This is a genomic window from Pectobacterium colocasium, assembly GCF_020181655.1.
Classification (GTDB): domain Bacteria; phylum Pseudomonadota; class Gammaproteobacteria; order Enterobacterales; family Enterobacteriaceae; genus Pectobacterium; species Pectobacterium colocasium.
This window is the reverse complement of record NZ_CP084032.1, coordinates 4,587,379-4,608,043: the sequence shown is the minus strand read 5'-3', so window position 1 is coordinate 4,608,043 and position 20,665 is coordinate 4,587,379. Positions and strand designations below refer to the sequence as shown.

Below are 20,665 nucleotides of genomic sequence, written 5' to 3'. Positions count from 1 at the left end.
TTAAAGCGGATTAGCATAGTATATGCGACCCGCGCCACGAGAGATTGTGGCACTGCTCTTTAACAATTTAATCAGACAATCTGTGTGGGCACTCACAAGACCGTATCTTAACGATATAAAAAGTCTTGAAGAGTGAACAACAGTAAATTCATTACGAATAAACAGTGACTAATTCTTTGAGCATCGCTGACGAGTTCAGCAAATCAAACAAATCTTAAATTGAAGAGTTTGATCATGGCTCAGATTGAACGCTGGCGGCAGGCCTAACACATGCAAGTCGGGCGGTAGCACAGAGGAGCTTGCTCCTTGGGTGACGAGCGGCGGACGGGTGAGTAATGTCTGGGAAACTGCCTGATGGAGGGGGATAACTACTGGAAACGGTAGCTAATACCGCATAACGTCTTCGGACCAAAGCGGGGGACTTTCGGGCCTCGCGCCATCAGATGTGCCCAGATGGGATTAGCTAGTAGGTGAGGTAATGGCTCACCTAGGCGACGATCCCTAGCTGGTCTGAGAGGATGACCAGCCACACTGGAACTGAGACACGGTCCAGACTCCTACGGGAGGCAGCAGTGGGGAATATTGCACAATGGGCGCAAGCCTGATGCAGCCATGCCGCGTGTGTGAAGAAGGCCTTCGGGTTGTAAAGCACTTTCAGCGGGGAGGAAGGCGGTGAGATTAATACTCTCATCGATTGACGTTACCCGCAGAAGAAGCACCGGCTAACTCCGTGCCAGCAGCCGCGGTAATACGGAGGGTGCAAGCGTTAATCGGAATGACTGGGCGTAAAGCGCACGCAGGCGGTTTGTTAAGTCAGATGTGAAATCCCCGAGCTTAACTTGGGAACTGCATTTGAAACTGGCAAGCTAGAGTCTTGTAGAGGGGGGTAGAATTCCAGGTGTAGCGGTGAAATGCGTAGAGATCTGGAGGAATACCGGTGGCGAAGGCGGCCCCCTGGACAAAGACTGACGCTCAGGTGCGAAAGCGTGGGGAGCAAACAGGATTAGATACCCTGGTAGTCCACGCTGTAAACGATGTCGATTTGGAGGTTGTGCCCTTGAGGCGTGGCTTCCGGAGCTAACGCGTTAAATCGACCGCCTGGGGAGTACGGCCGCAAGGTTAAAACTCAAATGAATTGACGGGGGCCCGCACAAGCGGTGGAGCATGTGGTTTAATTCGATGCAACGCGAAGAACCTTACCTACTCTTGACATCCAGAGAATTTGCTAGAGATAGCTTAGTGCCTTCGGGAACTCTGAGACAGGTGCTGCATGGCTGTCGTCAGCTCGTGTTGTGAAATGTTGGGTTAAGTCCCGCAACGAGCGCAACCCTTATCCTTTGTTGCCAGCGGTTAGGCCGGGAACTCAAAGGAGACTGCCAGTGATAAACTGGAGGAAGGTGGGGATGACGTCAAGTCATCATGGCCCTTACGAGTAGGGCTACACACGTGCTACAATGGCGTATACAAAGAGAAGCGACCTCGCGAGAGCAAGCGGACCTCATAAAGTACGTCGTAGTCCGGATTGGAGTCTGCAACTCGACTCCATGAAGTCGGAATCGCTAGTAATCGTAGATCAGAATGCTACGGTGAATACGTTCCCGGGCCTTGTACACACCGCCCGTCACACCATGGGAGTGGGTTGCAAAAGAAGTAGGTAGCTTAACCTTCGGGAGGGCGCTTACCACTTTGTGATTCATGACTGGGGTGAAGTCGTAACAAGGTAACCGTAGGGGAACCTGCGGTTGGATCACCTCCTTACCAAGAAGATGTGGGTTGAGTGAAGTGCTCACACAGATTGTCTGATGAAAATAACGAGCAGAAATACCTTAATAGGCTTGTAGCTCAGGTGGTTAGAGCGCACCCCTGATAAGGGTGAGGTCGGTGGTTCAAGTCCACTCAGGCCTACCAACTCTTCCGTGAGTGGTATGTAAGGTATCTGTAAGCAACGATGGGGCTATAGCTCAGCTGGGAGAGCGCCTGCTTTGCACGCAGGAGGTCTGCGGTTCGATCCCGCATAGCTCCACCATTAAAAAGACTTCAGAGCGTATTGGAAACAGTATGCTGCGAAGTATTTTGCTCTTTAACAATCTGGAACAAGCTGAAAATTGAAACATGACAGCTGAACATACATTGATGCCTTCGGGTGTAAATGGTGCATCAGTCTGTCAATGAGTCTCTCAAATAATCACAGCACGATGATGACTTTGATTTATCAAAGACACCTTCGGGTTGTGAGGTTAAGCGACTAAGCGTACACGGTGGATGCCTAGGCAGTCAGAGGCGATGAAGGGCGTGCTAATCTGCGATAAGCGTCGGTAAGCTGATATGAAGCGTTATACCCGACGATACCCGAATGGGGAAACCCAGTGTGTTTCGACACACTATCATTAACTGAATCCATAGGTTAATGAGGCGAACCGGGGGAACTGAAACATCTCAGTACCCCGAGGAAAAGAAATCAACCGAGATTCCCCCAGTAGCGGCGAGCGAACGGGGAAGAGCCCAGAACCTGAATCAGTTTGTGTGTTAGTGGAAGCGTCTGGAAAGTCGCACAGTAAAGGGTGATAGTCCCGTACACAAAAATGCACAGATTGTGAGTTCGATGAGTAGGGCGGGACACGTGACATCCTGTCTGAATATGGGGGACCATCCTCCAAGGCTAAATACTCCTGACTGACCGATAGTGAACCAGTACCGTGAGGGAAAGGCGAAAAGAACCCCGGCGAGGGGAGTGAAATAGAACCTGAAACCGTGTACGTACAAGCAGTGGGAGCCTACTTGTTAGGTGACTGCGTACCTTTGTATAATGGGTCAGCGACTTATATTCTGTAGCAAGGTTAACCGTTTAGGGGAGCCGCAGGGAAACCGAGTCTTAACTGGGCGTTAAGTTGCAGGGTATAGACCCGAAACCCGGTGATTCTAGCCATGGGCAGGTTGAAGGTTGGGTAACACTAACTGGAGGACCGAACCGACTAATGTTGAAAAATTAGCGGATGACTTGTGGCTGGGGGTGAAAGGCCAATCAAACCGGGAGATAGCTGGTTCTCCCCGAAAGCTATTTAGGTAGCGCCTCGTGAATTCATCTTCGGGGGTAGAGCACTGTTTCGGCTAGGGGGTCATCCCGACTTACCAACCCGATGCAAACTGCGAATACCGAAGAATGTTATCACGGGAGACACACGGCGGGTGCTAACGTTCGTCGTGAAGAGGGAAACAACCCAGACCGCCAGCTAAGGTCCCAAAGTCATGGTTAAGTGGGAAACGATGTGGGAAGGCACAGACAGCCAGGATGTTGGCTTAGAAGCAGCCATCATTTAAAGAAAGCGTAATAGCTCACTGGTCGAGTCGGCCTGCGCGGAAGATGTAACGGGGCTAAACCATGCACCGAAGCTGCGGCAGCGACACTCAGGTGTTGTTGGGTAGGGGAGCGTTCTGTAAGCCTGCGAAGGTGGCCTGTGAGGGTTGCTGGAGGTATCAGAAGTGCGAATGCTGACATAAGTAACGATAATGCGGGTGAAAAACCCGCACGCCGGAAGACCAAGGGTTCCTGTCCAACGTTAATCGGGGCAGGGTGAGTCGACCCCTAAGGCGAGGCTGAAAAGCGTAGTCGATGGGAAACAGGTTAATATTCCTGTACTGGGTGTTACTGCGAAGGGGGGACGGAGAAAGCTAGGTTATCCGGGCGACGGTTGTCCCGGTTTAAGCGTGAAGGTGGGTGACTTTGGTAAATCCGGGTCATCGTTAACACTGAGGCGTGATGACGAGTCACTACGGTGATGAAGTAACTGATGCTACGCTTCCAGGAAAAGCCTCTAAGCTCCAGGTAACACCGAATCGTACCCCAAACCGACACAGGTGGTCAGGTAGAGAATACTCAGGCGCTTGAGAGAACTCGGGTGAAGGAACTAGGCAAAATGGTGCCGTAACTTCGGGAGAAGGCACGCTGGTGTAAGGTGAAGTCCCTTGCGGATGGAGCTGAGACCAGTCGAAGATACCAGCTGGCTGCAACTGTTTAATAAAAACACAGCACTGTGCAAACACGAAAGTGGACGTATACGGTGTGACGCCTGCCCGGTGCCGGAAGGTTAATTGATGGGGTTATCCGTAAGGAGAAGCTCTTGATCGAAGCCCCGGTAAACGGCGGCCGTAACTATAACGGTCCTAAGGTAGCGAAATTCCTTGTCGGGTAAGTTCCGACCTGCACGAATGGCGTAATGATGGCCAGGCTGTCTCCACCCGAGACTCAGTGAAATTGAACTCGCTGTGAAGATGCAGTGTACCCGCGGCAAGACGGAAAGACCCCGTGAACCTTTACTATAGCTTGACACTGAACCTTGAGCCTTGATGTGTAGGATAGGTGGGAGGCTTTGAAGTGTGGACGCCAGTCTGCATGGAGCCGACCTTGAAATACCACCCTTTAATGTTTGATGTTCTAACGTGGGCCCGTAAACCGGGTTGCGGACAGTGTCTGGTGGGTAGTTTGACTGGGGCGGTCTCCTCCCAAAGCGTAACGGAGGAGCACGAAGGTTAGCTAATCCTGGTCGGACATCAGGAGGTTAGTGCAAAGGCATAAGCTAGCTTGACTGCGAGAGTGACAGCTCGAGCAGGTGCGAAAGCAGGTCTTAGTGATCCGGTGGTTCTGAATGGAAGGGCCATCGCTCAACGGATAAAAGGTACTCCGGGGATAACAGGCTGATACCGCCCAAGAGTTCATATCGACGGCGGTGTTTGGCACCTCGATGTCGGCTCATCACATCCTGGGGCTGAAGTAGGTCCCAAGGGTATGGCTGTTCGCCATTTAAAGTGGTACGCGAGCTGGGTTTAGAACGTCGTGAGACAGTTCGGTCCCTATCTGCCGTGGGCGCTGGAAGATTGAGAGGGGTTGCTCCTAGTACGAGAGGACCGGAGTGAACGCACCACTGGTGTACGGGTTGTGATGCCAATTGCATTGCCCGGTAGCTAAGTGCGGAAGAGATAACCGCTGAAAGCATCTAAGCGGGAAACTTGCCTCGAGATGAGTCTTCCCTGGGTACTTGATACCCCTGAAGGGCCGTTGAAGACGACGACGTAGATAGGCTGGGTGTGTAAGCGTAGCGATACGTTGAGCTGACCAGTACTAATGACCCGAGAGGCTTAACCTTACAACACCGAAGGTGTTTTGAGTGATGATGACTCATAAAAAACAATACTCAGCTTGTTCGAAGATTGGTTCTGATGGTTGTGCAGAGAGAAGCGAAAGCGACTGAAGTGCGACGGTTGGAATGAAACAGAATTTGCCTGGCGGCGATAGCGCGGTGGTCCCACCTGACCCCATGCCGAACTCAGAAGTGAAACGCCGTAGCGCCGATGGTAGTGTGGGGCTTCCCCATGTGAGAGTAGGGAACTGCCAGGCATCAAATTAAGCAGTAAGCCGGAGTAATCTGGTGGTTGTAAAGGAATTCGGTGGAGCGGTAGTTCAGTTGGTTAGAATACCTGCCTGTCACGCAGGGGGTCGCGGGTTCGAGCCCCGTCCGTTCCGCCACCCTATTTAGGGGCGTAGTTCAATTGGTAGAGCACCGGTCTCCAAAACCGGGTGTTGGGAGTTCGAGTCTCTCCGCCCCTGCCAAATAAAAACCCTTCACATTATCGTGAAGGGTTTTTTTTGATCTGTATTTTATGCTCGATCCTGCCTCACATCCCTCTTCTTCGTTTCCCCGTTATTTCCCTTCTTTAGAGGCCGAATTAATCTAACATTTTGTTATTTAATAGATAAAATTTTCTGATGTCCCTCTGCCAGAACGTGTCGATTTAGCTGTAAATATGCACAAAATCACCGTAATACCAGGTTGTGAACTTGCTCATCCACCTTGTTCGATATTTGAACTAAAACTATCTACAACCTGAGTGAAGGGGAATCGTTTTCCGTAGCGATCCTTCAGGTTGCATTCACTTGTTAGTGATATCTGCCAACACCACATCGGTAGCGCTATAGCAGAAATTCGTAGCGCTATGCTGTACCTGAAACCTGACTAAGTAGCTGTAAGACTACACAGAAGGAGTTTAAGTATGTACAGACGTTTACTGGTAGCTGTTGCTGTAAGCACGGCGTTATGTGGTGCCGTACAGGCAAAACCCTTAACTGTTGGGTTTTCCCAGATTGGTTCAGAATCAGGATGGCGCTCTGCAGAAACCAAAGTGTCAAAGCAGGAAGCCGAGAAGCGTGGAATAACGTTAAAAATAGCGGATGCTCAGCAGAAGCAGGAGAACCAGATTAAGGCTGTGCGGTCATTCATCGCTCAGGGCGTAGATGCCATATTTATTGCGCCAGTCGTTGCGACCGGTTGGGCGCCAGTCTTACAGGAAGCTAAAGAAGCAAAAATCCCAGTGTTCCTGCTTGATAGAACGATTGAGGTTAGCGATCCATCGTTGTACACCGCTGCTATCGCCTCTGATAGCGTCTATGAAGGAAAAGTGGCAGGGGAGTGGCTTGTGAAAGAAGCCGCTGGCAAACCTTGTAATGTTGTTGAGTTGCAGGGAACTGTTGGGGCTAGCGTTGCGATAAACCGTAAGAAAGGGTTTGCTGACGGTATAGCTTCAGATCCACAGATAAAAATTATTCGTTCACAGTCGGGAGACTTTACTCGCAGCAAGGGTAAAGAAGTCATGGAAAGCTTTATTAAAGCTGAGCAGAACGGAAAAAATATCTGTGCGGTTTATGCACATAATGATGACATGGCAATAGGTGCTATTCAGGCAATTAAAGAAGCAGGTCTGAAACCTGGTTCACAAATAAAAGTTGTCTCCATTGATGGTGTCCCTGATATTTTCAAAGCTATGATGAATGGCGAAGCTAATGCCACCGTTGAATTAACACCCAATATGGCTGGACCTGCTTTTGATGCTTTATTAGCGATGAAGAAGGATGGGAAACAGCCTGAAAAATTCATTCAAACCGAATCACGTTTATTACTACCTGACACGGCAAAACAGGAATATGAAACCAAGAAAGACCTTGGTTATTGATATTTATATTGTGGATTTATCATTGATATAAATTTTGCTAAATACCTGGCAGAAATATGAATATGGGAAAGTGGGCTTGCGATGTTTTCTGCACCGTTTCATCACGGGGCAGTGAATATTGTCAGCCTACTTACCATAATATTGCTCAGGTGTGATGTAGCCTTGTTAAGTTGTCGCATAGGTGATGCTGATGGAAACGACACGGTTGTTAGATATTCGGGGTATGAGCGTTGAGTTTCCGGGGGTAAAAGCATTAGATCAAGTGGACTTCACGCTTAATCGCGGCGAAATAGTGGCGCTATTAGGGGAGAATGGTGCAGGAAAGTCAACGTTAATTAAGGCGTTGACCGGCGTTTACCATCGCTCAACGGGTGAAATTATCCTCGATGGTATAGCGATTAATCCTGTAAATACTGCCCATGCTCAGTCATTGGGAATTGGTACGGTATATCAGGAGGTTAATCTATTACCGAATCTGTCCGTTGCGGCAAATTTATTTATTGGTCGTGAACCCACACGTTGGGGCATCGTTGATCAACATAAAATTCTGCGCCAGGCCGAAGCGATATTATTGAATTATGGGTTGGCGATTGATGTTAGCCATCCGCTTGGCAATTACTCCATCGCAGTGCAGCAAATTGTCGCCATTGCCAGAGCTATCGATCTCTCTGCTAAAGTTTTAATTCTTGATGAACCCACCGCCAGTCTTGATGCAAAAGAAGTTGAGATGCTGCTGGATATATTGCGGAAATTGCGCGACCGCGGAATTGGCATGATATTCGTCACGCATTTTCTGGATCAGGTTTATCGTATTAGCGACAGAATTACAGTTTTGCGTAATGGACGATTGGTGGGGACATTGCCGGTCGAGGAATTACCGCGTATTGAATTAGTCCAAATGATGCTGGGGCACAGTTTTGATGAAACGTTATTGAAACGGGGTGAACACAGTGACGTCGCCGGGGATCCCATTGTGCACTTTAAACACTATGGTCGACGTGGTTCGATTAATGACTTCGAACTTTCCGTGGGTCCAGGAGAAATCGTTGGCCTTGCTGGTCTACTGGGTTCCGGTCGGACAGAAACCGCGCAGCTGATATTTGGTATTAACGTGCCTGATGCCGGAGAAGCCTGGGTTGATGGCAAACCAGTCAGCATTCGCACGCCGCGTGCAGCAGGAAAGCTGGGTTTTGGCTATTGCCCTGAGGATCGCAAGACTGACGGAATTGTCGGCGCGGCAACGGTGCGAGAGAACATCATTCTGGCGCTTCAGGCGCAGCGGGGCTGGCTGAAACCCATTTCCTTACGTGAGCAAACCCGTATTGCTGAAAAGTTTATCAGCCTGTTAGGGATTCGCACGCCCAGTCCAGAGCAGGAAATTCAATATCTATCGGGGGGGAATCAGCAAAAAGTCCTGCTATCGCGCTGGCTGGCAACCGAGCCGCGCTTCTTGATTCTGGATGAGCCAACGCGAGGAATCGATGTTGGCGCGCACGCTGAAATCATTCGCCTAATTGAAAAACTGTGTGAACAGGGGATGGCGTTACTTGTGATCTCTTCTGAACTGGAAGAGCTGACCGGTTATGCCGATCGCATCATTGTGCTACGTGACAGACAGCACGTTGCGCATCTCGAACATAGTGAGATCTCGGTTGCCGCAGTGATGCAGGCAATCGCGGTACAAACGGGGGCGGTGGATGACAGACAATAACATCAAACCTGCCAAGAAAGTGCGCTTAACGTTTACCAAGGGCGTGCCGCAGCTTCTGGCACTGGTCGTGATTCTGTTGATTGACAGCATGGTCGCGCCAAACTTCTTCTCCCTTCACATTCAGGACGGGCGCTTGTTCGGTAGCCTTGTCGACATTCTTAATCGCGGGGCACCTGTTGCATTGCTGGCATTAGGCATGACGTTGGTGATTGCTACTGGCGGTATCGACTTATCGGTTGGCGCCGTCATGGCGATTGCGGGAGCAACGGCCGCAACGTTGACTGCGGCTGGTTATCCACTCCCTTCTGTGCTGCTGACTGCGTTATTGGTTGGCGCACTGTGCGGGTTGTGGAACGGTTTTCTGGTTGCGGTGCTACAGATTCAGCCGATTGTTGCGACGTTAATGCTAATGGTTGCCGGGCGCGGCATTGCTCAACTGATTACTGAAGGCCAGATTATTACCTTTGATAACGCTGGGTTGGCTAAGTTGGGCAACGGGGCTCTGTTCTATCTGCCTATGCCGGTGATTATTGCCTGCGTGGTGTTGTTGGCGCTGTGGGGGCTGACGCGTAAAACGGCGCTTGGGTTATTTATCGAATCTGTCGGGATTAACCTACGCTCAGCTCGTAACGCCGGTGTGAGTACGAAGCTGGTATTAATCGTGGCTTATGTCATATGCGGCGTGTGTGCCGCCGTAGCGGGCGTTATTGTAACGGCGGATATCCGCGGTGCGGACGCGAATAACGCAGGGCTCTGGCTGGAATTAGACGCGATTCTGGCCGTTGTGATCGGTGGAGGCTCGCTACTCGGCGGTCGTTTTAATTTGCTGCTCTCTGTTGTTGGTGCATTGATTATTCAGAGTATGAATACTGGCATCCTGCTTTCGGGCTATCGACCGGAATTCAATCTGGTTCTAAAGGCACTCGTAGTTCTGTTGGTTTTGGTTATGCAATCTCCGCGTATTTCGCTGCATCATCTGTTCAGGAGGAAAACATAATGTTGAAACGCCACTTCCCCCTGTTGATGACTATTCTGGTATTTATTGCGGGTTATTTATTCTGTCTTAGCCAGTTTCCAGGCTTTGCTTCGACGCGCGTTTTTTTTGATTTACTGACGGATAATGCGTTTCTGGGGGTCGTGGCGGTTGGGATGACGTTTGTCATTCTATCTGGCGGGATCGATCTCTCCGTGGGGTCAGTCATTGCGTTTACCGGTGTGCTATTGGCCAAATTGATCGGGACATATGGCATCGATCCTTTCTTTGCATTCGCAATTGCGCTGGTGATGGGTGCCATGTTTGGCGGGTTAATGGGATGGATTATCGATACGCTCAAATTGCCCGCATTTATTATCACGCTGGCGGGGATGTTTTTTGTTCGAGGGATGAGCTTCATCGTCTCACAGGAGTCGATACCCATCGATCATCCGATCTATAGCCAACTGGCAGGTTTAGCATGGCGCATGCCTGATGGAGGACGCTTTACCTTTCTGGCGCTGATTATGCTGGTTGTCGTGCTGCTGGGGATTGTGATGGCGCATCGTACCCGCTTTGGTAACCGTGTTTATGCGATTGGCGGTAATAGCTATTCTGCGGAGCTGATGGGGGTGCCTGTCAGGCGGACGACGATTCAGATATACATGCTTTCCAGTACGTTAGCGGTACTGTCAGGCATTGTGTTTTCGCTCTATACCTCGGCGGGCTATGCTCTGGCGGCAAGCGGCGTGGAATTGGACGCCATCGCGGCCGTTGTCATCGGCGGTACGCTATTGACCGGTGGTGTTGGAACCGTATTGGGAACCCTGTTTGGCGTACTGATTCAGGGCTTGATTCAAACGTATATCACGTTTGATGGCACCTTTAGCTCATGGTGGACAAAGATCGTCATTGGTTTCCTGCTGTTTGCTTTCATTGGGTTACAGAAAGCGTTAAGCACATTCTGGTTAGCCAGACGTGCTTAAGTCGGAGCTGGATGGATCAGGTATTCATTAAAATCGGCGTTTTCAGCAACTGACGAATCATCGTCTGCTGGTCGCTGTTTTGTAACCAAACGGCATAAAACGGGCGCACGACAGGTTGACTGTCGCCGACGATCCGCAGATTGGAATAGGTTTGTAGCCAGTGGCTAGGTAAGAACGCGCAACCGCCGGTGGTTTCAAGCAGCTGGCGGGTCAAGTGGGCTGATGTGGTGGTCAAAACAGGAAGCTGATCGCTGGCTAAGAGGCGATGTTCTTGCTGATGGAAGTCGGCGCCCCACTCTAATTTTATATAGGGCAATTCCTGTCCAGGCGGGTGTGCTTCTGCCGCGAACAGCGAAAGGGAAAAGTTTCCTAGCAGCTGGCTCGCCAACTCCTCCATTTTGGGTTGTTCGGTGGTAATTAACAGATCCAATTGACGCTCATGGAGTTGTTTTACCAGCGAATGACGTAAGGCAATGCGTGCCTCTAGCTGGAGCAATGGGCGCTGCTGGTACAACGATTGTAACCAGGGCGTCAGATAGGCTTCCCACAGCGAAGCGGTGGCTCCCACTGAAAGCAGGCTGTGCTGTTGCGAGCGTGCGACCTCTTTTTTAGCGATCTGCCAGGTACCGATAAGGCTTTCGGCATAGGGCAGAAGCCGCTCGCCTGCTGGTGTCAGGCGTATATTGTTCCGGTGGCGTGTGAATAGGTTGGCACCAAGCTGTGTCTCTAGCTGGCGAATCCGAAAACTCACCGCTGATTGCGTCAGATACAGGGATTCGGCGGCACGGCCAAAGTGTCTTGTCCTGCTGACTTCCAGAAAGGTTTTTAGTAATTCGGTATCCACGCCCATCTCCAAAAAAATTTTGTCGTAATGATTTAAATGTTTTGTTTTACACAATGTCAAGCCTATCTAATACTCCGCGCCATAAACAACACGACCATAGAAGAATTAGGAGCGTGTAAGATGGCAGAAAGCTTCTCTACCACTCATCGTTTTTTTGATAACAAGTTCTATCCGCGTGGTTTTTCCCGACACGGCGACTTTACGATTAAAGAAGCACAATTGTTGGAACGCCACGGTTACGCGTTTAACGAGCTGGATTTGGGTAAACGTGAACCGGTGACTGAGGAAGAGACATCGTTTGTCGCAATGTGCCGCGGTGAACGTAAGGCGGAAACGGAACTGGAAAAAATCTGGTCCAAATATCTGGATCGTATCCGTCGTCCTAAACGCTTCCATACCTTGTCTGGTGGTAAACCGCAGATGGATGCGGTGGAAGAATACACGGAAAGCGATGATTAATTAAGAATGGGGCATTAGCCCCATTTCCTTTTGTGGTGAGCACATCCAGCGCTCCCGCTATTCAAGGCTCTTGTGGAGCCGGATGAGCAATCGATCCATACTGCGATAACTCAGCGCTTCGGCAAGATGTTTTCTCTCGATGTTGTCCCGACCGCCGAGGTCAGCGATCGTGCGTGCAACTTTTAATATCCGGTGCCAGGCGCGTACGGATAAGCCAAGTTTGTTCATCACCTCTTCCAGATAGGCGGCATCAGCCATCTCCAATTCACAGTGTTTTTCTATTTCGCGTGACGTGAGCAGGGCGTTGATTTTATTTGATCGCTTCAGCTGTATCTGCCGTGCGATCAGCACGCGTTCACGAATCGTCGCGCTACTTTCCCCCTGATAATGTTGCTGAGATAAAACCCCTGGTGGTAGCAAAGGAACCTCGATAGAAAGGTCAAAACGATCCAAAAAGGGACCGGACAGTTTGCTGAGGTAGCGCAGTATTTGTTGTGCTGGTAATCGGTTATGAATGCCCTGATAGTGGCCCGACGGACTGGGATTCATTGCGGCGACGAGCTGTACGCGTGCCGGGTAGCACACTTTGGCGCGTGTGCGGGAAATGATAATTTCACCGGACTCCAAAGGCTCTCGTAGTGAGTCTAAAACGCGTCGCTCAAACTCCGGTAATTCATCCAGAAACAGCACGCCGTTGTGGGCGAGTGAGATTTCCCCCGGTTTAGGTAGCGATCCTCCTCCCACGAGCGCAGCCATGGAGGAACTATGGTGAGGGGCTCTGAATGGCCTGGCTCGCCAGCGCGTCATGGTGGCATCGATGTTAATGAGGCTATTGATGGCGGCGCTTTCCAGTGCTTCTTCGTCGCTTAATGGCGGCATTAGATTGCCTAGCCGACTCGCCAGCATCGTTTTCCCTGTTCCCGGTGGCCCCAGCAATAGCAGATTGTGGCCGCCAGCCGCCGCAATTTCCAACGCACGTTTAGCCTGCTCCTGACCGATGATATCCTTCAGATCGAGCGCATCTTCTTCTGACTGCGGAGCCGATAAGATGTCGGAGCACTTGAGCAATTCCTCTTCTCCGCTGAGAAAAGCACATACTTCCAACAAGTGCCCAGCCATGAGTGCCTCCCCCTGCGGTATTAGCGTCATCTCCCGTTTGTTGTCATCTGGCAGGATAAGCTGGCGACCTGATTTTATGGCTTCCAGCGCGGCGGGAATCGCGCCATTGACGCCACGTAAGGTGCCAGACAGGCCAAGTTCGCCCAGAAACTCGTAGCGGCTTAGCTTTTCCCCATCGATTTGTTCTGATGCGGCCAGAATCGCCAGAGCAATCGGCAGGTCGTAGCGTCCCCCTTCTTTCGGTAGATCTGCGGGGGCGAGGTTGACCGTGATGCGCTTGGCTGGAAAGGTAAACCCACAGTTGATGAGTGCGCTGCGCACGCGATCGCGCGCTTCTTTGACGGTAGTTTCTGGTAAGCCAACCAATGTTAGGGCCGGTAGCCCGCTGCTGATATGCACTTCGATGTAAACATCCGGCGCTTCTACGCCAATCATTGCCCGAGTGTAGGTAACTGCCAATGACATGCTATTTCCCCTTTGCTGATGGTTTGCATCATGTCCGGTAGGGGAGAGGAAGTAGAGTCCGTCATCACCATCTTGCGCGACGGCGTCATAAAATATTGCTCTGTTTCAGCAATCGAGAAAATTTGTGCGCGATGCATCGCAATGATGGAGGGGGAACCGATCGCTTTACGTGATCCGACGACCGGTAGCATTGGTATTCATTTGCCATCTTTCTCGTAAAATGTTCATTTTTACGCCAATGAGCGAAAATAATTTGATGCGCGTCTACCTTATGATTACGTTGTATTTTTTCCTATATCATAGGTTCTTCTTACCAAGAGCGATGAAAAAAAATGGTTGTCACGCCATGTCTGACTGTGATAACTCTGTAGGCATTCGTTCGACAAAAGATTAATGAACAACCTATTATGAAAGCCCTATCCCTAGTGATTAGCCTAGTCGTGATTAGCGTGGTGGTGATTATTATCCCACCGTGCGGGGCTGCACTTGGACGAAGAATGGCTTAGAAATCAAGGCCTAATTCAAGAAAACCCCCGCACCGAAAGGTCGGGGGTTTTTTGTTGGGCGCAATCTATAACGGAAAGGAACAGAAAATGAACATCAGCATAAAATTCTGTTATTCCCATAAGATGTCGGGGAAATAACTATGAATGGAGCACAGTGGGTTGTACAAGCGTTGCGAGCACAGGGAGTGGACACCGTTTTTGGATATCCCGGTGGCGCGATAATGCCCGTCTATGATGCACTTTATGACGGCGGCGTTAAACACCTGCTGTGTCGCCATGAGCAAGGCGCGGCGATGGCGGCAATTGGCTATGCCCGATCCACGGGTAACGTGGGCGTCTGCATTGCGACCTCTGGCCCTGGCGCGACGAACCTGATCACCGGTTTGGCCGATGCGCTGCTGGATTCTGTACCTGTAGTGGCGATCACCGGACAGGTCGGGTCGGCGCTGATTGGAACCGATGCGTTCCAGGAAATCGATGTGTTGGGGCTGTCGCTGGCCTGTACGAAACACAGTTTTCTGGTCGAGTCTCTCGAATCACTGCCGGAAGTGATGGCAGAAGCGTTCGCGATTGCTAATAGCGGCCGTCCTGGCCCTGTTCTGGTCGATATTCCTAAAGATATTCAACTGGCTATGGGCGATTTCACGCCGAATTTTGCGCCCGTTGCTAATGATGTTGAGTTCCCCGAGCAAGATATCGCGCAGGCACGAGCCCTGTTGGCGAAAGCACAAAAACCGGTCTTGTATGTTGGCGGTGGGGTCGGTATGGCGAATGCGGTTCCGGCACTGCGTGAATTCCTGAGTGTGGCAGATATCCCTTCCGTTTCGACGCTGAAAGGTTTGGGTGTCGTGGATGCCAATCACCCCTATTACCTCGGTATGATTGGTATGCACGGCACGAAAGCGGCGAACCTGATTGTGCAGGAATGCGATATGTTAATCGCCGTCGGAGCACGTTTTGATGACCGTGTGACAGGCAAACTGAATGCCTTCGCACCTCACGCCAGCGTGATCCACATGGATATCGACCCAGCGGAGTTGAGCAAATTGCGCCATGCCAATGTGGCATTACAAGGCGATCTGAAGACGATATTACCGGCACTGCAACAACCGCTGAACGTCAATGCATGGCGCCAGCAGGCGACCATGATGAAAGCGGAATACCCGTGGCGTTATGATCATCCCGGTCAGGCGATTTATGCGCCTGCGCTGCTGAAAACGATCTCTGAACGAATGGATGCGGACACGGTAGTGACGACTGATGTGGGCCAGCACCAGATGTGGGCTGCGCAGCATATGACGTTCAGCCGCCCTGAGAATTTCATCACTTCCAGCGGCCTCGGCACCATGGGATTCGGTGTACCAGCGGCGGTCGGTGCGCAGGTTGCGCGCCCAGATGACATGGTTATCTGCATTTCCGGCGACGGTTCTTTCATGATGAACGTTCAGGAACTGGGCACCATCAAACGAAAACGGCTGCCGTTGAAAATCGTGCTGCTGGATAACCAACGGTTGGGCATGGTACGTCAGTGGCAGCAGTTATTCTTTGATGAACGCTATAGTGAAACTGACCTCTCCGATAACCCTGATTTCCTGACGCTGGCAAGCGCGTTTGATATCCCCGGCCAGCGCATCACCCGTAAAGATCAAATTGATGTCGCGCTGGATGCCCTATTTAACAGCGAAGGACCCTATTTACTGCACGTCTCGATCGATGAATACGAAAACGTCTGGCCGTTGGTTCCGCCGGGTGCGGGTAACGAAACGATGCTCGATAAACCCGAATAGGCTCGATAGAACGAATAGGCTCGACAACAGCCAATAATGGCCGACTTACACAGAATAAGTGCTGGAGACAACAGAATGACACATCATCAACTTTCGATTCAGGCACGCTTTCGTCCCGAGGTTCTGGAGCGTGTATTGCGTGTTACCCGCCATCGCGGTTTCAAAGTTTGCGCGATGAATATGGTGCAAACTACCAATACCGATCACATTAATATTGAACTGACCGTTGCCAGCCATCGTTCGGTAGATTTATTGTCAACACAATTGAGTAAGCTGTTGGATATTGCCTGTGTTGACATTCAACCGATGACGACATCACAGCAGATCAGCGCCTAACGCATAAAAGAGTAAGGAAAAAAAAGAATGACAAAAAAAGCGGATTACATTTGGTTCAATGGCGAGATGGTTCCATGGGCTGAAGCAAAAGTACACGTGATGTCGCACGCCTTGCATTATGGCACTTCCGTGTTTGAGGGTGTTCGTTGCTACAATTCACACAAGGGCCCGGTGGTTTTTCGTCACCGTGAGCACATGCAGCGCCTGCGTGATTCGGCAAAAATTTATCGTATGCCGGTCGAACAAAGCGTGGATGAACTGATGGAAGCCTGCCGTGAAACGCTGCGTAAAAATAACCTGACCAGCGCCTATATTCGCCCGCTGGTGTTCATTGGCGATGTCGGTATGGGTGTGAATCCACCAGACGGTTATAAAACTGATGTGATCATCGCGGCGTTCCCGTGGGGCGCGTATCTGGGTGAAGAAGCGCTGGAAGCAGGCATTGATGCGATGGTGTCGTCCTGGAATCGCGCTGCGGCGAATACGATTCCGACTGCGGCTAAAGCAGGCGGTAACTATCTTTCCTCTCTGCTGGTGGGTAGCGAAGCCCGCCGTCACGGCTATCAGGAAGGGATCGCGCTGGATGTCCACGGCTATGTTTCTGAAGGTGCTGGCGAGAACCTGTTTGAAGTGAAGGATGGCGTCATCTTCACGCCGCCATTCACCTCTTCGGCGCTGCCGGGCATTACGCGTGACGCCATCATCAAGCTGGCGAAAGATGCGGGATATGAAGTGCGCGAGCAGGTGCTATCCCGTGAGTCACTCTATCTGGCAGATGAAGTGTTCATGTCCGGTACGGCGGCGGAAATCACCCCAGTGCGCAGCGTAGACGGTATTCAGGTCGGCATTGGCAAACGCGGCCCAGTCACTAAAGCTCTGCAACAGGCGTTCTTTGGCCTCTTCACGGGTGAAACCGAAGATAAATGGGGCTGGTTGGATCCGGTAAATCAGTAATCAATTAAGACAGTCAGGCGGTGATACGTTCCGTCATCGCCCAATTCGTAATTTTTGGAGTAATAGAGCATGCCTAAGTACCGTTCAGCCACCACCACGCACGGCCGTAATATGGCCGGTGCCCGAGCCTTGTGGCGCGCCACCGGGATGACCGACAGTGATTTTGGGAAACCCATTATTGCTGTGGTTAACTCCTTCACCCAATTCGTGCCTGGCCACGTACACCTGCGCGATCTGGGTAAACTGGTTGCCGAGCAGATCGAAGCTTCTGGCGGTGTCGCGAAAGAATTCAACACTATCGCAGTGGACGACGGCATCGCGATGGGCCACGGCGGTATGCTCTATTCTCTGCCTTCCCGTGAACTGATTGCCGACTCGGTAGAATACATGGTGAATGCCCACTGCGCGGATGCGATGGTGTGTATCTCCAACTGTGACAAAATCACCCCGGGGATGCTAATGGCGTCGCTGCGTCTGAATATTCCGGTGATTTTCGTTTCTGGCGGCCCGATGGAAGCGGGGAAAACCAAACTCTCCGATCAGATCATCAAGCTGGATCTGGTCGATGCGATGATTCAGGGGGCAGACCCGAAAGTCTCTGATGAACAAAGCGAACAGGTGGAACGTTCTGCCTGTCCTACCTGCGGTTCTTGTTCCGGTATGTTTACCGCTAACTCTATGAACTGCCTGACCGAAGCGCTGGGTCTGTCTCAGCCGGGCAATGGTTCGCTGTTGGCGACGCACGCCGACCGTAAGCAACTGTTCCTGAACGCAGGCAAACGCATTGTCGGTTTGGCGAAGCGTTACTACGAGCAGGATGATGAAAGCGTGCTGCCGCGCAACATCGCCAATAAAGCTGCATTTGAAAACGCCATGATTCTGGATATCGCTATGGGCGGTTCCACCAATACCGTTCTGCATCTGTTAGCCGCGGCGCAGGAAGGTGAAGTGGACTTCACCATGACCGACATCGACAGACTGTCACGTCAGGTTCCGCACCTGTGTAAGGTGGCGCCGAGTACGCAGAAATACCACATGGAAGACGTACACCGTGCGGGCGGCGTGATCGGTATTTTGGGTGAGCTGGACAGGGCTGGTCTGCTGAACCGTGAAGTAAACAACGTGCTGGGCAAAACGCTGCCGGAAACGCTGGAAGCCTACGACGTCATGCTGACGCAGGATGACAGTGTGAAAAGCATGTATTCCGCTGGCCCGGCGGGTATCCGTACGACCAAAGCGTTCTCGCAGGATTGCCGCTGGGACTCACTGGATACCGATCGTCAGGAAGGCTGTATTCGTTCCCGCGAATTTGCCTACAGTCAGGACGGCGGTTTGGCCGTGCTGTACGGCAATCTGGCAGAGAATGGCTGTATCGTGAAAACCGCAGGCGTGGATGAAGGTAGCCTGGTCTTCCGTGGTCCGGCAAAAGTGTATGAAAGTCAGGATGATGCGGTAGACGCTATTCTGGGCGGTAAAGTCGTGGCGGGTGATGTGGTTGTGATTCGCTACGAAGGGCCAAAAGGCGGGCCGGGCATGCAGGAAATGCTGTATCCGACCACCTATCTGAAATCGATGGGATTAGGTAAAAGCTGCGCGCTGATTACCGATGGCCGTTTCTCTGGCGGTACATCAGGTCTGTCTATCGGCCATGCCTCTCCTGAAGCGGCCAGCGGCGGCACCATTGCCCTGGTACAGGACGGTGACACCATCGCGATTGATATTCCGAACCGCAGCATTGCGCTGGTTCTGGATGATGCGGAGTTGGCGAGCCGTCGCGACGCGGAAGAAGCACGAGGCGAACACGCCTGGACGCCGCACAATCGTGAACGTCAGGTGTCTTTTGCGCTGCGAGCGTACGCCAGTCTGGCAACCAGCGCGGATAAAGGCGCTGTGCGGGATAAAAGCAAGCTGGGAGGCTAATGCTGATGGCTGTGTCACAACCTCTTCCTGCCGCGCCGGGAGGCGCGGAGTACCTGCGGGCGATCTTGCGCTCGCCAGTGTATGAAGTTACGCAGGTCACACCGCTGGAGAAGATGGAGAAGATCTCTTCGCGGCTGGGTAATGTCATTCTGGTAAAACGTGAAGACAGGCACGCGGTGCACAGCTTCAAGCTGCGCGGCGCGTACGCCATGATGGCGGGGCTGAGCGACGAGCAGAAGTCACACGGTGTGGTGACGGCGTCTGCGGGTAACCATGCGCAGGGCGTGGCGCTCTCCTCCACCAAGCTGGGGATTAAATCGCTGGTTGTGATGCCCGTGGCGACGGCCGATATCAAAGTGGATGCTGTGCGCGGTTTTGGCGGCGAAGTGCTGCTATACGGCGCGAACTTTGATGAAGCCAAGGCGAAGGCCATTGAACTGTCACAGCAGCAGAAAATGACGTTTCTGCCGCCTTTCGATCACCCAGCGGTGATTGCGGGTCAAGGTACGCTGGCGCTGGAATTGTTACAGCAAGATGCCCATCTGGACCGCGTATTTGTGCCCGTCGGCGGCGGCGGTCTGGCGGCGGGGGTTGCCGTACTGATTAAACAGCTGATGCCACAGGTGCAGGTGATCGGCGTGGAAGCGGAAGATTCCGCTTGTCTGCGCGCGGCGCTGGATGCCGGGCAACCGGTCGATCTGCCGCGTGTCGGGCTGTTTGCCGAAGGTGTTGCGGTGAAGCGCATCGGCAATGAAACCTTCCGCCTGTGTCGGGAATATCTGGATGATGTGATTACCGTCGACAGCGATGCCATCTGTGCGGCCGTGAAAGATCTGTTTGAAGATGTTCGTGCGATTGCTGAACCGTCTGGCGCGCTCGCGCTGGCGGGGATGAAAAAATACATCCAGCAGCATCAGATTCAGGGGGAGCGTCTGGCGCATATTCTGTCCGGTGCGAACGTGAATTTCCACGGATTACGTTATGTTTCAGAGCGTTGCGAACTGGGCGAACAGCGCGAAGCCTTGCTGGCGGTGACAATCCCCGAGAAACAGGGCAGCTTCCTGAAGTTTTGCCAACTGCTGGGCGGCCGCTCTGTTACCGAGTTCAATTATCGCTACGCCGATGCTAAAGACGCCTGCATTTTTGTCGGTGTACGTCTGACGCGTGGTTATGCGGAGCGGCAGGAGATTATTGCCGAGCTGTCTGCGGATGGTTATGAAGTGGTGGATTTGTCCGATGATGAAATGGCGAAACTGCATGTTCGCTATATGGTCGGCGGACGCCCTTCCAAGCCGCTTCAGGAACGGCTTTATAGCTTCGAGTTCCCAGAGTCGCCGGGGGCGTTACTGAAATTTTTGCAGACGCTGGGCACGCACTGGAATATTTCGCTGTTCCATTACCGCAGTCACGGCACGGATTTTGGCCGCGTGTTGGCCGCGTTCGAGTTGGAGGCAGGCGATCGGGAATTCGAGCAGCACCTACAGGCGCTGGGCTATGAATGCCACGATGAAACCAATAACCCGGCGTTCCGCTTCTTTCTGGCGGGTTAAGTTAGCTGTTAAACGTTGAGTGTTCCCTTCACGCCGCCGATGGTGTTTCGCCG

14 protein-coding genes, 4 tRNA genes and 3 rRNA genes are annotated in these 20,665 nt (G+C 51.9%); 18 read left to right on the top strand and 3 right to left on the bottom strand.

The window, feature by feature from the left end; all coding sequences use genetic code 11:
• Nucleotides 1-216 precede the first annotated feature (216 nt).
• The 11 genes from LCF41_RS20805 to yjfF all read left to right on the top strand — a co-directional run bounded on the left by LCF41_RS20805 (nt 217) and on the right by yjfF (nt 10,672).
• Nucleotides 217-1,758 (top strand): 16S ribosomal RNA (locus tag LCF41_RS20805).
• A gap of 73 nt (nt 1,759-1,831) precedes the next feature.
• Nucleotides 1,832-1,908: transfer RNA gene (locus LCF41_RS20800), tRNA-Ile, on the top strand.
• 42 nt (nt 1,909-1,950) lie between these two features.
• Nucleotides 1,951-2,026 (top strand) — tRNA-Ala (locus LCF41_RS20795).
• Nucleotides 2,027-2,235: 209 nt separating this feature from the next.
• A 23S ribosomal RNA gene (locus LCF41_RS20790) occupies nt 2,236-5,141 on the top strand.
• 135 nt (nt 5,142-5,276) lie between these two features.
• Nucleotides 5,277-5,392 (top strand): 5S ribosomal RNA (gene rrf, locus LCF41_RS20785).
• Together the 16S, 23S and 5S rRNA genes with 4 tRNA genes alongside form the textbook arrangement of a ribosomal RNA operon.
• 52 nt (nt 5,393-5,444) lie before the next feature.
• A tRNA-Asp gene (locus LCF41_RS20780) sits at nt 5,445-5,521 on the top strand.
• An 8-nt stretch (nt 5,522-5,529) separates the two neighbouring features.
• A tRNA-Trp gene (locus LCF41_RS20775) sits at nt 5,530-5,605 on the top strand.
• Nucleotides 5,606-6,045: 440 nt separating this feature from the next.
• Nucleotides 6,046-7,002, top strand: coding sequence for a galactofuranose ABC transporter, galactofuranose-binding protein YtfQ (gene ytfQ / locus LCF41_RS20770; protein ID WP_010283932.1), 957 nt, complete (start codon nt 6,046-6,048; stop codon nt 7,000-7,002).
• Nucleotides 7,003-7,192: 190 nt separating this feature from the next.
• A complete protein-coding gene (gene ytfR / locus LCF41_RS20765; protein ID WP_225086147.1) occupies nt 7,193-8,713 on the top strand; it encodes a galactofuranose ABC transporter, ATP-binding protein YtfR in 1,521 nt (506 codons plus the stop codon).
• Entirely contained in the window at nt 8,700-9,710 is a 1,011-nt protein-coding gene (gene ytfT / locus LCF41_RS20760; protein ID WP_225086146.1) for a galactofuranose ABC transporter, ATP-binding protein YtfT, read from the top strand. Before ytfR ends, ytfT begins: the two co-directional genes overlap by 14 nt.
• Nucleotides 9,710-10,672, top strand: coding sequence for a galactofuranose ABC transporter, permease protein YjfF (gene yjfF / locus LCF41_RS20755; RefSeq protein WP_225086145.1), 963 nt, complete (start codon nt 9,710-9,712; stop codon nt 10,670-10,672). The genes ytfT and yjfF overlap by 1 nt, the downstream gene beginning before the upstream one ends.
• Before the next feature lie 16 nt (nt 10,673-10,688).
• Here yjfF and hdfR read toward each other — a convergent pair whose 3' ends face one another.
• Nucleotides 10,689-11,516, bottom strand: coding sequence for an HTH-type transcriptional regulator HdfR (gene hdfR / locus LCF41_RS20750; RefSeq protein WP_225086144.1), 828 nt, complete (start codon nt 11,514-11,516; stop codon nt 10,689-10,691).
• 120 nt (nt 11,517-11,636) lie between these two features.
• Here hdfR and LCF41_RS20745 point away from each other — a divergent pair, with 120 nt between their 5' ends.
• Nucleotides 11,637-11,975 carry a MaoP family protein gene (locus LCF41_RS20745; protein ID WP_102119500.1) on the top strand — a complete coding sequence of 113 codons (339 nt, stop codon included), beginning with the start codon at nt 11,637-11,639 and terminating at the stop codon, nt 11,973-11,975.
• A gap of 57 nt (nt 11,976-12,032) precedes the next feature.
• Here the strand turns inward: LCF41_RS20745 and LCF41_RS20740 are convergent, their stop codons facing one another.
• Nucleotides 12,033-13,559: a YifB family Mg chelatase-like AAA ATPase gene (locus LCF41_RS20740; protein WP_225086143.1), complete on the bottom strand. Its 1,527-nt coding sequence runs from the start codon at nt 13,557-13,559 to the stop codon at nt 12,033-12,035.
• Complete coding sequence (locus LCF41_RS20735) at nt 13,526-13,750, bottom strand: hypothetical protein (protein WP_225086142.1); 225 nt, start codon at nt 13,748-13,750, stop codon at nt 13,526-13,528. Before LCF41_RS20735 ends, LCF41_RS20740 begins: the two co-directional genes overlap by 34 nt.
• Before the next feature lie 216 nt (nt 13,751-13,966).
• Here LCF41_RS20735 and ilvL point away from each other — a divergent pair, with 216 nt between their 5' ends.
• The 6 genes from ilvL (at nt 13,967) to ilvA (ending at nt 20,612) form a co-directional block, all read left to right on the top strand.
• A complete protein-coding gene (ilvL, locus tag LCF41_RS20730; RefSeq protein WP_071531109.1) occupies nt 13,967-14,065 on the top strand; it encodes an ilv operon leader peptide in 99 nt (32 codons plus the stop codon).
• A 140-nt stretch (nt 14,066-14,205) separates the two neighbouring features.
• On the top strand, nt 14,206-15,852 hold the full coding sequence (gene ilvG, locus LCF41_RS20725) for an acetolactate synthase 2 catalytic subunit (protein WP_225086141.1): 1,647 nt from the start codon (nt 14,206-14,208) through the stop codon (nt 15,850-15,852).
• Nucleotides 15,853-15,927: 75 nt separating this feature from the next.
• Nucleotides 15,928-16,188 carry an acetolactate synthase 2 small subunit gene (ilvM, locus tag LCF41_RS20720; RefSeq protein WP_005969103.1) on the top strand — a complete coding sequence of 87 codons (261 nt, stop codon included), beginning with the start codon at nt 15,928-15,930 and terminating at the stop codon, nt 16,186-16,188.
• A 27-nt stretch (nt 16,189-16,215) separates the two neighbouring features.
• Nucleotides 16,216-17,142, top strand: coding sequence for a branched-chain amino acid transaminase (locus tag LCF41_RS20715; RefSeq protein ID WP_225086140.1), 927 nt, complete (start codon nt 16,216-16,218; stop codon nt 17,140-17,142).
• A gap of 69 nt (nt 17,143-17,211) precedes the next feature.
• The gene (gene ilvD, locus LCF41_RS20710; protein WP_225086139.1) at nt 17,212-19,062 is read left to right on the top strand and encodes a dihydroxy-acid dehydratase; all 1,851 of its coding nucleotides are present in this window, start codon (nt 17,212-17,214) and stop codon (nt 19,060-19,062) included.
• 5 nt (nt 19,063-19,067) lie between these two features.
• Nucleotides 19,068-20,612 (top strand): threonine ammonia-lyase, biosynthetic, encoded by a 1,545-nt coding sequence (ilvA, locus tag LCF41_RS20705; protein WP_225086138.1) that lies wholly within the window; start codon nt 19,068-19,070, stop codon nt 20,610-20,612.
• Nucleotides 20,613-20,665: the final 53 nt, after the last annotated feature.

Coding starts and splice junctions, on each gene's coding strand:
- yjfF (WP_225086145.1), top strand. CDS start 9,710: ATGTTGAAACGCCACTTCCCCCTGTTGATGACTATTCTGGTATTTATT.
- LCF41_RS20745 (WP_102119500.1), top strand. CDS start 11,637: ATGGCAGAAAGCTTCTCTACCACTCATCGTTTTTTTGATAACAAGTTC.
- LCF41_RS20740 (WP_225086143.1), bottom strand. CDS start 13,559: ATGTCATTGGCAGTTACCTACACTCGGGCAATGATTGGCGTAGAAGCG.
- ilvG (WP_225086141.1), top strand. CDS start 14,206: ATGAATGGAGCACAGTGGGTTGTACAAGCGTTGCGAGCACAGGGAGTG.
- ytfT (WP_225086146.1), top strand. CDS start 8,700: ATGACAGACAATAACATCAAACCTGCCAAGAAAGTGCGCTTAACGTTT.
- ilvL (WP_071531109.1), top strand. CDS start 13,967: ATGAAAGCCCTATCCCTAGTGATTAGCCTAGTCGTGATTAGCGTGGTG.
- ilvM (WP_005969103.1), top strand. CDS start 15,928: ATGACACATCATCAACTTTCGATTCAGGCACGCTTTCGTCCCGAGGTT.
- LCF41_RS20735 (WP_225086142.1), bottom strand. CDS start 13,750: ATGCTACCGGTCGTCGGATCACGTAAAGCGATCGGTTCCCCCTCCATC.
- ilvA (WP_225086138.1), top strand. CDS start 19,068: ATGGCTGTGTCACAACCTCTTCCTGCCGCGCCGGGAGGCGCGGAGTAC.
- ilvD (WP_225086139.1), top strand. CDS start 17,212: ATGCCTAAGTACCGTTCAGCCACCACCACGCACGGCCGTAATATGGCC.
- ytfQ (WP_010283932.1), top strand. CDS start 6,046: ATGTACAGACGTTTACTGGTAGCTGTTGCTGTAAGCACGGCGTTATGT.
- LCF41_RS20715 (WP_225086140.1), top strand. CDS start 16,216: ATGACAAAAAAAGCGGATTACATTTGGTTCAATGGCGAGATGGTTCCA.
- ytfR (WP_225086147.1), top strand. CDS start 7,193: ATGGAAACGACACGGTTGTTAGATATTCGGGGTATGAGCGTTGAGTTT.